Genomic DNA, 11,426 nt, shown 5'->3' on the forward strand with positions numbered 1-11,426 from the left:
CTTGCTAAATAGGCGTAGGAGAAAGAACATCGCTCTACCATTCACACTATACAAAAAGAGCCATGTGACAGCATGGCTCTTACATATATCGCGAGAGGGCAAACCTCATGTTTTAAACAACAGGTGCATTCTGTTTCTTGAAATATTGTTCAATTAAAAACGCGAGCATCGGTCCGGGCTCAGCCTGCTGTAATTGAGCCTGATCGCCAAATTCCATGAGATACGGCTGTTCCGTAGTACAAGGAGTCCAATGAGGCATCAGCTTTCCGGTGGAGTCCGAGCCGTTCGGATCACCTGTAGCAATAAAGTTGGATAAATAATTACACATCTGGCGAGCCAGATCATAATGCTTGCCTGTGAAAGGCCGCCAGCATTTGGCGAGTGTTTCGAAGAAAAACCACAGATCAACGGAGTGAAAAGTGCCTGGCTGGTCCCAGCCCGGAATCTCGGCGTCGAAGTTATAATAGTAGAGAGGCGTTTCAGACGGATGACCGCTGTTCGCGCGGATGGCGAGCAGAATGGCATGTTGGATCATGCGGACTGATGCTTGTTGCAGAGCATGTTCGATTTGGCCGGAATCAGCCTCACATAGCTGCAAAAAGGCAGGAGCATCCTCGCCAAACAGCTCCACAGCCATCTGCTTCAGTTCTTCCAGATTGGCTGCGGCGGGACGGGTCCAAAATTCAGAAGACGTATGCCCCAGCATTACGGGGATTGCCTCGCGCTCCTGCTGAACAAAACGAGTAAACGGATCGCCTGCGCGGAATTGTTCGTCGATGACGGTTCCCCAGAAGCTTTTGTATTCGAGTGCTTTGTCACGGAGATATTCAGCATCCAGTTGTCTCGCCTCAGCGAGGGAAGATACGCCCAGGAAGTCGAAAAATTCAACCCCTGCTTGCTCTGCATCCCTTAGTGTGGAACGGACAGAAGGCACGCGGACCTTCGGATACAACTCGGTAGCTATACCGCTCATGATGACGGCTCGCTGGAACAAGCCTTTATTTTGCGGAGAGGTCATCTGGCTGAGTACACTTCCTCCGCCCGCCGACTGTCCGCCGATGGTGATCTGGTCTGGATCACCGCCAAAGGCGGCAATGTTACGTTTGACCCACTGTGTACCTGCTTGTTGATCAAGATGACCGAAGTTGGCGGGTGCATGGGGGGATTCGGCACTAATCTCAGGATGGCACAGGAAGCCAAAGGCATTCAGTCGATAATTAATCGTCACAACGACAATACCTCTACGAGCGATTCGCTCGCCATCAAATTCCATTTCGGCCGTATGGCCGACTTGCAGGCCCCCGCCAAAATACCAGACAAAGACAGGCAACTTCTCGTCCGTACGCTTGGCGGGTGTCCAGACATTCAGATACAGACAATTCTCGTCCATGGGCAGGTCGGGATCAACGGCCCATTCGCGGGTATAGATATTGTTATCATCGATGACTGTTGGGGCTTGCATGGAGATGGGGGCAAAATCAAAAGCTTGCAGTACACCTTCCCAGTTCGACTGCGGCTGCGGAGCGCGCCAGCGGTTCTCACCTACAGGAGGTGCGGCAAAAGGAATTCCCTTGAAGCTGGTAATCCGCGGGTCCGCCGCGGGCAGTCCTTGCACTTGTCCATGTTCTACCGTAACCATTCTAAGCATACAACATTCTCCTCTCTGGATTTAGCATGTAAGCGTTACCGAGCATCTGATCAACGATATATAAGATAAACCTAACGCCAGAACAGGGCGTCTTAGAAAGGGGGAATCGAGGTTGAATCCGATTTGGCATGAGAGCAGTAGAGCCAGTAATTTGTATTTTATCAGCGGTGGTCACAAGCCAGCTAACCCTCACCAATGGGGGCCAGGCGTGCGTGACGTTTATGCGCTGCACTATATTATCCGCGGCCAAGGGACGCTGGAGACGGGCGGCCGCGTTTTTCGGCTCGTTACGGGGGAAAGCTTTATCATATTTCCGCAAAAGGAGATTTACTATTATCCAGACCCGCAAGATCCATGGGAGTACGTCTGGGTGGAGTTTAGCGGTGAGGATGCCGGGCGGTTGCTGGGGCTGACACAGCTCTCAGAGGTACAACCCGTGGTGACGGTCTCGCCGGAGACATTGCAGCCTTTTTTCCACCTTGCCTGGAACGCGGGTGCATCATCTTATGAATTACTGCGGGCGGATGCACGTTTGCGTCTGTTGCTCTCCTACTACATGGAGCATTATCCGAAAGAGCCGCAGGTGGACGCCAAGGATTATGTCTGGCTGGCGAGAAAGTACATCGAGCAGAACTACTGGAAGCCAACATTGACCGTCACCGAGATCGTAAAGGCAGTTAATCTGGAGCGCAGTTATTTGTTTCGTCTGTTTAAGGCAGCAACCGGCAAGTCTGTTTTGGAGTATATTACATCCTGCCGAATCGAGCGCGCCTGTGAACTGTTGAAAACGTCGGGGCTGCCGATTCAATCGGTAGCTTACTCTGTCGGCTACAATGATCCGTTATATTTTTCCAAAGTATTTAAAAAAGCAACTTCACACACGCCAACATCGTACATGATGCTGCACGGGACCAAGGCATAACGTTAACGGAACAGGGCGCAGTTCCCGGACTCTCGGAAATAACGGATCAGCTTCTCAATAGGCTCACGTCCACAGTTCAGCTTCACTCCTATACAATCAATGCACAGAAATTGCTGGGCAGAGCGCGAGATCAATTTGAGGTAGATGCCCACATCGTCTGAAGAGAGCGGGACCTGACAGGAGGTGCACAGGCGATGTTGAGCCATCTATTTCACCAGTTTGGCCCGGACGACGAGGCAATCATGTGCTGCGACAACGGGAGCGAAGCGTTCACGGAACACGCCAAGCTCTTGATGTTCCCAGCAGTCATACAGGGAAAGGGCATAACCGGCAGCGTAAGGCAGACCCATATCCCAAAATTGCAAAGACAATTCCCGCTGGCTGTCGCTCAGGTTGAAGAAACCAATAGCTAGATCACCATCTGTGAGTACCTTCACCAGCATAAATACATCGTCTGTGTGAAACCATTGCGGTTCTGGTTTAATGCGGTAAGCTCCACGCGCTTCTACATCCTGATTGATAGCGATCAGGTCAGGATTCAGGAGAATATCCTTTGTAATCTGGTTAGCCTTGCGCACGTCACATCCGATCATTAATGGGGAACCCATCATGGACCAGAGAGAGAAGTGGGTTTTATATTCGATGTCGTTGCATCCGCCGATGCTGCCAATATAATCATTGTTGCTTCCACCATACATACCTACAATCAGCATATCCATGTCGTTATGGCAGAAGGAGCCGGTGTAGCTTTGTTTGCCCAATTGAGACAGGGCAAGTTCCTTCACTGAATCCCAATTGTCACGGATATCGCCGGTAGAACGGTACATATGAGCGCCCGATTCCCGAATCCAATCGTATACGTCGTCGGCTCCCCAGTTGCAGGCGGAGAACAGGATATCGCGTCCGCAGTTTTTGAGCGCAAGGCTCATCCGTTTGTACAGCAGCTCTCCTGAGATATGGCGCGGTTTGAAGCAGTAATCATACTTCAAATAATCAACGCCCCATTCGGCAAAAAGAGCAGCATCCTGGAATTCATGCTCGAAGCTGCCTGGATACCCGGCACATGTATGTGTACCTACGCATGAATACATGCCGAACTTTAGTCCTTTGCTATGGATATAATCGGAAAGCGCTCTCATTCCACTCGGGAATTTATCCGGGTCAGCCACCAGATTGCCACTCGCATCCCGTTCCTTCAGGCTCCAGCAATCATCAATGACAATATACTCGTAACCAGCGGCCAGATAACCTTCCGATACAAACACATCAGCGACATCCCGAATTAATTGTTCGTTAATATCCCACGTAAAGGTATTCCACGAATTCCAGCCCAGGGCAGGGGCAAAGCCTAACACTTGATTGTTGCTCATGCTCTCGCATCCTTCCTCATCTCGGTTTTGTTAACAACACTAAACTGAACATAAACGATGAGTGACGTATCCTGCCATAGCTTAACGTTGCTTGGACATGGACATATGTTGCTCTGCTTGTGCTGGGGGAATCAGCTCTTTCCAATCAGGCTCTCGGCAGGTATCAGAAGTTGCCGGTAAAAGCATAACAAAGGAAAAATGTCAGTCTGCGAAGAAGTTATATCTATCTTTTCAGGGATCTGTGCGAAACAAGGGTATGGATGTTATGATCGGTGATAATGCTCGAACAGGTTGTCAGAGCCATAGGGAAAATTGAATAGTCTTCAGTATTATTAGGAAAAATACTCCAGTGAGGAGTCCCCCATACGAAAGGAAATAATCTCGTCGGAATGATTATGCATATGGCAGAATGGTTCGAATTGGATAATGTGCGATTGTCCATCGGTTTTTCGTTAAACATAAGTGTCTGTTTGATTTGATCAGATAAATAATTTATAGGATTGGGAGTGTCACGAAATGAATCTAGATGAAGTGATGCAGGAGCTTGAAGCGCTGGGCAAAGAACGAACGAAAAAAATCTATATCTCCAACGGTGCGCATGAACCGCTATTTGGCGTGGCAACCGGGGCGATGAAACCAATGGCGAAGCGGATCAAAAAGGATCAACCTTTGGCAGAGCAACTATATGCAACGGGGAATTATGATGCGATGTACTTTGCGGGCGTGATTGCCGATCCTCAAGCGATGACGGAAGCTGATTTTGACCGTTGGATTGACGCTGCTTATTTTTACATGATCTCTGACTTTATCGTTGCTGTGACGTTAGCCGAGACAGACATTGCGCAAGAGGTTTCCGATGCGTGGATTGCTAGTGGGGATGAACTGAGAATGTCAGCGGGATGGAGCTGTTACTGTTGGTTGCTCGGCAGTCGAAAGGATGCTGAGTTTTCGGAGAATAAACTGATGGAGATGCTGGAACAGGTGAAAAAGACGATTCACGAATCTCCGGAACGAACAAAATATTCGATGAACAATTTCCTGTATACCGTTGCAACATCCTATCAACCGTTGCACGATCTGGCGGTGGAGACAGCTCAGGTAGTTGGCCCCGTTGAAGTGAACAAGGACATGCCCAAGAGCAAGTTGCTGAATGCCTCTGAGAATATCCAAAAGGCAGTGGAAAAAGGGCGTACGGGGTTCAAACGTAAATATGTAAGATGCTGAAATTTTCGCCGTATCGTCAGTTTTAACATACGAAACATATGGAGATCGTGGGATTGAAATCCACAATCTCCATGTTATAATGAGGACAGAAACAGCTTATAATGCAAAGAGAGCCGTGCGCTAACACGACTCTCTGATGCAATAGCCGCTTTTAAGGGCGGTGGGCTTAACAAGCAGGGTACCGACTAAATAGACCGCATCCCTTAGCCAGAGGGCGGTCTATTTGTCTTTATTGGACAGCAGCGCTACAATCAGCAAACCGAAGGTAAGCATTAGCATAATTGCTTCAAATACTGTCACAAGGCATCACCTCCCTTCCGGGAGATTAGCCGACCGCCCATATAAGCCTTTCCATTGCTCTGTGAGTATACCATATTTTTCTTGGAGCTAATAGATGAACAATAATTCGTTTTTATAAAAGTTTGGGAATGTTAATGACCTCGTACTTTGAGTACGAGAAGAGCGTTACGGTGGCTAGTATGGAATTTATTTAGTTGCAAACAGATATGAAAAACACGCCATTTATAGGCGTGTTTTTTGTTGAAAGCTAGATAATAAGCGCATAGCAACATCAAGGCTACATATCGTTCCTTTTAACCATTTCTTTGGCTTGCTGCCTGCCCGCCGAGAGAAAGCTGTCGCTAAGCTCAGGATCACTAACAGAGCGTGCAAGTACAAGCGAACCAACCATTGTACTGAACAGTGCACGACCGCTGGACATATCGATCTCAGCCAGATTGGAGATAAAAGTGATCATCCGCTCCAATTCATGGGTGAACACCTGCCGAACCTCTTCGGACGAACGGGATATTTCGCTGGAAAGGGCGGGGAAAATACAGCTCATTTCTGTTTGGTCGCGGTGATACGGACTCAAATAATAATCGATTACTTTATTAATTTTGGAATTCTGCTCTTCCTGATCAGCCACGTTCTTTAGAAGTGTAATGGTATCACTAATGGCATATTCACAGGCTTCGGCAACCAATTGTTCCTTGTTGTCAAAGTGGGAATAGAACCCACCGTGAGTTAATCCAGCTCCCTTCATAATAAACGGGACACTCACTTCCTGGATACCATTGGTGCGAAAAGCTCGAGCCGCACTTTCAACAATTTTACCTCGTACTTTTATCTTATGTCCTTTAGGATAGGGCATGATCATTCACTCCATAGTTTCATCATTATGCTTTTTAAAATATTATATTCATCATAATAAAGCCTGTCAATTTGCTAACTGGATGTCTGTTCATTTTCAAAAGGGCCAAATACGATTGTTGACGGTCTTAAAATATGATGGTTATAATATATTATGGTAATCATATTTTAAATCAACTTCAAATCGGGAGGTATCAGAATATGGGCAAGCTTGAATCTGTGGATACGTTAGTTATTGGATCAGGTCCAGGGGGATATGTGGCGGCTCTTCGTTCTTCGCAGTTGGGGATGAAGACGGCAATTGTTGAACGTAAACAGCTTGGCGGGGTCTGTACACATGTGGGTTGCATACCATCCAAAGCCTTAATTGCGGAATCGCATCGTTATGATTGGTTCAGACAGTTTAATCAAGCTGACGCGGCAGCGACATTTAAGAATGCTCAGGATTTTAAACAGGGGGTTGTGAATAAACAGGCAGGTGGTGTCCACTATTTGTTAAAGACTGCGGGTGTGACCATTCTTGAAGGCGAGGCCAGTCTGTTGGATGAGCACACAGCCATGATCCAGCAAACTGGACAGGAGCAAAGCATTTCTTTTAAAAATCTCATATTGGCAACGGGGTCTCGTCCAATTGAGCTGCCAGCATTTCCAGTTGGAGGTCGCATCTTATCTTCCACTGAAGCATTATCTCTACAGGAGGTTCCGAGTAGTCTGATTGTGATCGGCGGAGGTTATATTGGGGTGGAGCTCGGACAGATGTATGCCAAATTCGGAACCAAGGTAACGATTCTGGAGGGAGGCGCACAAGTATTGCCTGGATTCGAGGCGGAACTTGCAGCCCCTGTAGTCAAACAATTAAAGGCGGACGGCATCCAGATCGTAACCGGAGCGATTGCCGAAAAGGTGGAGCACAAGGCGGATTCCATTACACTTCATTATTCAAAAAATCAGGAGCAGCATCAGGTTACAGCGGAATATGTATTGGTCACAATCGGCAGGAAACCCAATACAGACGGCCAGTTAGGACTGGAACGCATAGGCTTGCCCGTAACAAACAAAGGACTGGTTGAGACGGATGCACAGTGCAGAACGGTTATCCCGCACATTTATGCCATTGGAGATATTACAGCCGGTCCGGCACTTGCTCACAAGGCCTCCTATGAAGCTAAAGTAGCTGCAGAGGCCATTGCGGGTCTCACCTCCAAAGTGGATTACAAGGTGATTCCGCTTGTTGTCTTTTCTAATCCGGAGCTATCCAGTGTTGGGGTAAGTGAGACGGAAGCCAAAGCGCAGGCCATTCCGGTGGTTATCGGAAAATCTTCTTTTGGGATCAACGGAAGAGCATTGGCGTTAAGGGAAACCGAAGGTTTTGTGAAAATAGTGGCTGACCCGACTTCAGGAATTGTCATTGGTGCGCAAATCGTCGGAGTGGAGGCATCCACACTGATATCGGAGCTTGCACTTGCGGTCGAGATGGGCGCAACCGTGGAAGATCTGGCCATGACGATTCACCCTCATCCCACTTTGGGAGAAGTGATCATGGAGGCAGCCGAGAACGCGGTCATCAAAATGAAAAAGCAAAAATAGTCAGCAAATTTAACCATACACGAGGATTGGGAATGGGAGAGATAAAAAGATGAAGTTAAAAGCAGGTTTGTATATCGGAATTGCGATGGTGTTCATTGTTGGAGGTTCACTTCTGGCTGTTAAAGGAAAGGATGCTGTAAGTCAGGCCGAGAGCAGTAAACAAGGCATACTTGAGGCAGAGCAAACGACATTATTTTATCAGAATAGTCCCGGGACGATTGCAGAGGTTGGTGTGTCTGCAGGTGACTCCGTGAAAGAGGGAGAGGTACTTTTCAAAGTGAAATCAGCGGGGGAGGGAGATAAGGAGGTACTTGCACCGTATGACGGGTTGGTTGACCGAGTTGCTGTAATACAGGGAGATCAAGTCCAAGCAGGAGTCCCGCTAGCAGTTGTGCAAAAGAATACGTATTACACCGACCTTTACATACAGGAAAGTGAAATTCAACAGCTTGAAGTGAATCAAAGCATTGATGTTCATTTCCCTTATTTGGATCAGCCAACGCAGGTGAAAGGGAGTATTATTTCCATCTCAACTGCTCCTCAGTTTGCGAACTTGCGTATGTCGCGGGAAAAAGGGCAAGCCGATTTGAGCATGTTTCTGGTCCGAATATCGATGGATTCGAATACCGATTTGCTTCCGGGGATGACAGCAGAGGTGAAACTTGATGAAATCACTGATTGACGAATGGAAGTACGTCGCGGACAGTAAGTATATACGGCTAATTTTTATTGGGCCAATGATTGCAGCCCTATTTTTTGGATTAATGTTCTCGCAGAATCAACTTAATAAATCACCAGTTGTGGTTATTGATGAGGATCATAGCGAATATTCACGGCAATTGATCTCCAAGATAAATGCGTCACAATATATGAGCGTCAAAAGCGTATATGCGAGCCGAATGAGTCCTGAAACATTGCTTGCCAACGAGCAGGCTGTAGCGGTCATTATGCTTCCCAATCAGTTGGGTTTGCGTCAACAACAAGGGAAATCGACGAATATCGGCATCTTGATGGATAACACGATGCCCTCGGGGTTAACAGGTATTCGCACTGCGATTCAGGAAATCATACTGACAGAGAATATGACCCTTTCCATGACACGTCTGATCCAAAAAGGGATGGATGCCGAGACAGCTAAAGGAATCGTGTCACCGTTATCCCTTCAGCAGCGGATGCTGTTTAATCCAACCTCCAGTTATGTCGGTTTTATGGTGCTTGGATTTGTGAATATCGTAGTATTGATGATTACAACAAGTGCAGCGGGCTCAATTGTACCCCGGCTTCGTCAGGAAGGGAAACTGTTTGCAAACGGAAAGTCACCTTTCCAGATATGGGTTCGGAGTGTACCTTACGCTGTGTTGAGTTCCCTTTCGCTGCTTCTAACCTATGGATTATTAAAGCAGGTGGGGGGAATGCGGTTTGAAGCAGAGGCTTATCTTTTTATCATTCCGTTAGTTGTTTATGCTTTTGCCTTGTCACTCATGGGTATGCTGATTGGATACACTGCCAAAGATATGTCGAAAGTAAGCCTACGAACCAGTTTTGTATTGTATCCCTCCTTTTTGGCTACGGGAATTCAATTAACGCCGCTGGCGTTCCCAGAACCGTTCCAAATGTTCGCATGGGCATTACCCATGAACTGGCTTAACCGTCTGATTCGTGGAATGGCGTTTAGGGACGGGGCGCTGACAGCCTACAGTCAGGAGTTGGGGGCATTGCTGATTATTATTGGCGGAGTGTCCTTGTTCATGGGATTACTGTTTCTGCGGGAAACAAGGAAAGTTTCTTCCAGCAGAGCACCCCTGTTGAATATGGATATATTGCCGAGCAGTAATTAATTTTTTAAGAATCGTTAAACAACGAAAAAAGACGCACGGGAGTCATTCCTGTTGCGTCTTTCTGGTTTCTTTTAAATCTCATTCGTGCTCCCATACGGCGAGCTATTTTCCATATTCAAAAATGGATCGTGATAAAGAGGGAAATACCATAGATTGTTTCTCATTAATCGTCATCATTATATGATATAATTTCTCACTGAGAGTACAGAAATGGAGAGCAAGAACGGCTTGATCCAGCTACTCCATAGCTGCGCCCATTTGTGACCTACTGCTCAGATGAAGACTTCCAAGGGAGCACTGGCTTTTAGGATATAGAGCTGCACGCAGATAAAATTATATATTGTGGGAGTTGTCTAACGAATCATGAATAAAAAAGAAGTCGCGCATATACGCAAGCAGTTTAAACTCGATCACGATCTACTGAATATTTACGATATTCTCAACGTGTATATTACGAAGGAAACCAATGAGGTCTATCACTGGGAGCGTCACCCGTTCGAACTGGTGGACAGAGAGAAGCAGGAGCTGTACATGGGCAATTTCAAAAAATTGCTGACAGGTGATTTGGATCAGAAGTTGTTTGAGTTGAAGTTCCAGGAAGCGGCGGAGGATCCAGCACAAGTATTGCTTCACCAGGCGCTGGTAACAGGTGATCCGGATGAATGGCAGGATCTGATGTTGCTGCTCGTGGATCGAATGTTGGTGGATACGAAGTTTGAGCGGGATATGGTAGCTACGTTCGTGCGTGGACAGTATTATCTGCCAACCAAGGCTAGAAACGAAGCCACGGAAGAGAGTGAGAAGAATGAGGTGTTCGCCCATCCGTTCATTCTGTGCAGCGTGAATTCCACGGAGAAACAGCGGAAGACACTCTTGTTTGATTACGTGGAGAGAGAATTCAAATACAACATCATTGTAGATCCGATTATCAAATTAAGCACGCCAGAGCAAGGGTTTCTGTACCCTAGCGTGACGGACAACTACTCCGATGTGAACCGTGTACTGTATTGTACAGGGAAATCTAATTTCCCGGATCCGCATTTTGTTGAAAATGTATTGAATGGAGAAAGATCCGTTACCGCACTGGAAGAACGGGCGATCTTCGAAGATATCGTCAAGGAAGTGGCCGGTGAACAGTTCGATTCAGCCACCATTGCACATGTATACGAGGAGATCAACCGAGTCATCGAGATTAACGAAGAGTCCCATGAGGAAGAACCTCCGAAGCTGGATTATAAAGATCTGGAACGTGTACTGACCGCAAGCGGTATAGAGGATCTGACAACGGAGAAAGTAGAACGTGCCTTCGAAACGATCGTTGATAACAAGAACTATGAGATGAAGGCAACCAGTGTTATGCCGAAGTTTACGTCCAAGTCCATTAAGATTGAGACCAAGGTTGCTACGATTTCGGTTAGCCCGCAAGACCTGAGATATGTGAAGCAGGTAAATTATCAAGGCAGACGTTGCATCATGATTGAAGTGGACGAAGATGTTGTGATTGAAGGCTTTACCCTTAATACAGAAAAACTTATAAATGAGTAATTGATTCTAGACAATGGTGATGTAAAATAATCCTGCAAGGACGAATAAACGTCCATTTATTGCAAAAAGCCCAAGCCAAAAGCAACACTGAACTGCTCCTGTCATAGTAGACCGTAGAAGACTACGATGGGAGCAGTTCA

The 11,426-nt window shown here is 46.9% G+C and carries 10 protein-coding genes; 6 read left to right on the forward strand and 4 right to left on the reverse strand.

The window, feature by feature from the left end:
- Positions 1 to 112: 112 nt before the first annotated feature.
- Positions 113 to 1,648 (reverse strand): carboxylesterase family protein, encoded by a 1,536-nt coding sequence (locus MKY95_RS04230; RefSeq protein WP_339197036.1) that lies wholly within the window; start codon positions 1,646 to 1,648, stop codon positions 113 to 115.
- A 112-nt stretch (positions 1,649 to 1,760) separates the two neighbouring features.
- Between MKY95_RS04230 and MKY95_RS04235 the strand changes: the two genes are divergently transcribed.
- Positions 1,761 to 2,570 carry an AraC family transcriptional regulator gene (locus MKY95_RS04235; RefSeq protein ID WP_017690624.1) on the forward strand — a complete coding sequence of 270 codons (810 nt, stop codon included), beginning with the start codon at positions 1,761 to 1,763 and terminating at the stop codon, positions 2,568 to 2,570.
- 2 nt (positions 2,571 to 2,572) lie between these two features.
- Here the strand turns inward: MKY95_RS04235 and MKY95_RS04240 are convergent, their stop codons facing one another.
- Together MKY95_RS04240 and MKY95_RS04245 are read right to left on the reverse strand one after the other, a co-directional pair.
- Positions 2,573 to 2,776 (reverse strand): hypothetical protein, encoded by a 204-nt coding sequence (locus tag MKY95_RS04240; RefSeq protein WP_074093540.1) that lies wholly within the window; start codon positions 2,774 to 2,776, stop codon positions 2,573 to 2,575.
- Entirely contained in the window at positions 2,777 to 3,940 is a 1,164-nt protein-coding gene (locus tag MKY95_RS04245; RefSeq protein ID WP_036606020.1) for a glycoside hydrolase family 27 protein, read from the reverse strand.
- A gap of 516 nt (positions 3,941 to 4,456) precedes the next feature.
- Here MKY95_RS04245 and MKY95_RS04250 point away from each other — a divergent pair.
- Positions 4,457 to 5,164, forward strand: coding sequence for a DNA alkylation repair protein (locus tag MKY95_RS04250; RefSeq protein ID WP_036606019.1), 708 nt, complete (start codon positions 4,457 to 4,459; stop codon positions 5,162 to 5,164).
- 577 nt (positions 5,165 to 5,741) lie between these two features.
- On the opposite strand, the gene MKY95_RS04255 is transcribed toward MKY95_RS04250, so the two are convergent.
- Positions 5,742 to 6,317 (reverse strand): TetR/AcrR family transcriptional regulator, encoded by a 576-nt coding sequence (locus tag MKY95_RS04255; protein WP_036606018.1) that lies wholly within the window; start codon positions 6,315 to 6,317, stop codon positions 5,742 to 5,744.
- A gap of 200 nt (positions 6,318 to 6,517) precedes the next feature.
- Here MKY95_RS04255 and lpdA point away from each other — a divergent pair, with 200 nt between their 5' ends.
- The 4 genes from lpdA to MKY95_RS04275 all read left to right on the forward strand — a co-directional run bounded on the left by lpdA (position 6,518) and on the right by MKY95_RS04275 (position 11,286).
- Complete coding sequence (gene lpdA / locus MKY95_RS04260; protein WP_036606017.1) at positions 6,518 to 7,903, forward strand: dihydrolipoyl dehydrogenase; 1,386 nt, start codon at positions 6,518 to 6,520, stop codon at positions 7,901 to 7,903.
- A 49-nt stretch (positions 7,904 to 7,952) separates the two neighbouring features.
- Positions 7,953 to 8,585 (forward strand): HlyD family efflux transporter periplasmic adaptor subunit, encoded by a 633-nt coding sequence (locus MKY95_RS04265; RefSeq protein WP_036606016.1) that lies wholly within the window; start codon positions 7,953 to 7,955, stop codon positions 8,583 to 8,585.
- On the forward strand, positions 8,569 to 9,741 hold the full coding sequence (locus MKY95_RS04270; protein WP_036606015.1) for an ABC transporter permease: 1,173 nt from the start codon (positions 8,569 to 8,571) through the stop codon (positions 9,739 to 9,741). Before MKY95_RS04265 ends, MKY95_RS04270 begins: the two co-directional genes overlap by 17 nt.
- Positions 9,742 to 10,104: 363 nt before the next feature.
- Positions 10,105 to 11,286 (forward strand): DUF4317 domain-containing protein, encoded by a 1,182-nt coding sequence (locus MKY95_RS04275; protein WP_036606014.1) that lies wholly within the window; start codon positions 10,105 to 10,107, stop codon positions 11,284 to 11,286.
- Positions 11,287 to 11,426 lie beyond the last annotated feature (140 nt).

It is taken from the genome of Paenibacillus sp. FSL P4-0176 (genome assembly GCF_037975265.1).
Lineage (GTDB): Bacteria > Bacillota > Bacilli > Paenibacillales > Paenibacillaceae > Paenibacillus > Paenibacillus amylolyticus.

What these genes read in the sequence shown, in the direction of transcription:
- MKY95_RS04230 (WP_339197036.1), bottom strand. Translation starts at nt 1,648, where the DNA reads ATGCTTAGAATGGTTACGGTAGAACATGGACAAGTGCAAGGACTGCCC.
- MKY95_RS04240 (WP_074093540.1), bottom strand. Translation starts at nt 2,776, where the DNA reads ATGGCTCAACATCGCCTGTGCACCTCCTGTCAGGTCCCGCTCTCTTCA.
- MKY95_RS04245 (WP_036606020.1), bottom strand. Translation starts at nt 3,940, where the DNA reads ATGAGCAACAATCAAGTGTTAGGCTTTGCCCCTGCCCTGGGCTGGAAT.
- MKY95_RS04250 (WP_036606019.1), top strand. Translation starts at nt 4,457, where the DNA reads ATGAATCTAGATGAAGTGATGCAGGAGCTTGAAGCGCTGGGCAAAGAA.
- MKY95_RS04255 (WP_036606018.1), bottom strand. Translation starts at nt 6,317, where the DNA reads ATGCCCTATCCTAAAGGACATAAGATAAAAGTACGAGGTAAAATTGTT.
- lpdA (WP_036606017.1), top strand. Translation starts at nt 6,518, where the DNA reads ATGGGCAAGCTTGAATCTGTGGATACGTTAGTTATTGGATCAGGTCCA.
- MKY95_RS04265 (WP_036606016.1), top strand. Translation starts at nt 7,953, where the DNA reads ATGAAGTTAAAAGCAGGTTTGTATATCGGAATTGCGATGGTGTTCATT.
- MKY95_RS04270 (WP_036606015.1), top strand. Translation starts at nt 8,569, where the DNA reads ATGAAATCACTGATTGACGAATGGAAGTACGTCGCGGACAGTAAGTAT.
- MKY95_RS04275 (WP_036606014.1), top strand. Translation starts at nt 10,105, where the DNA reads ATGAATAAAAAAGAAGTCGCGCATATACGCAAGCAGTTTAAACTCGAT.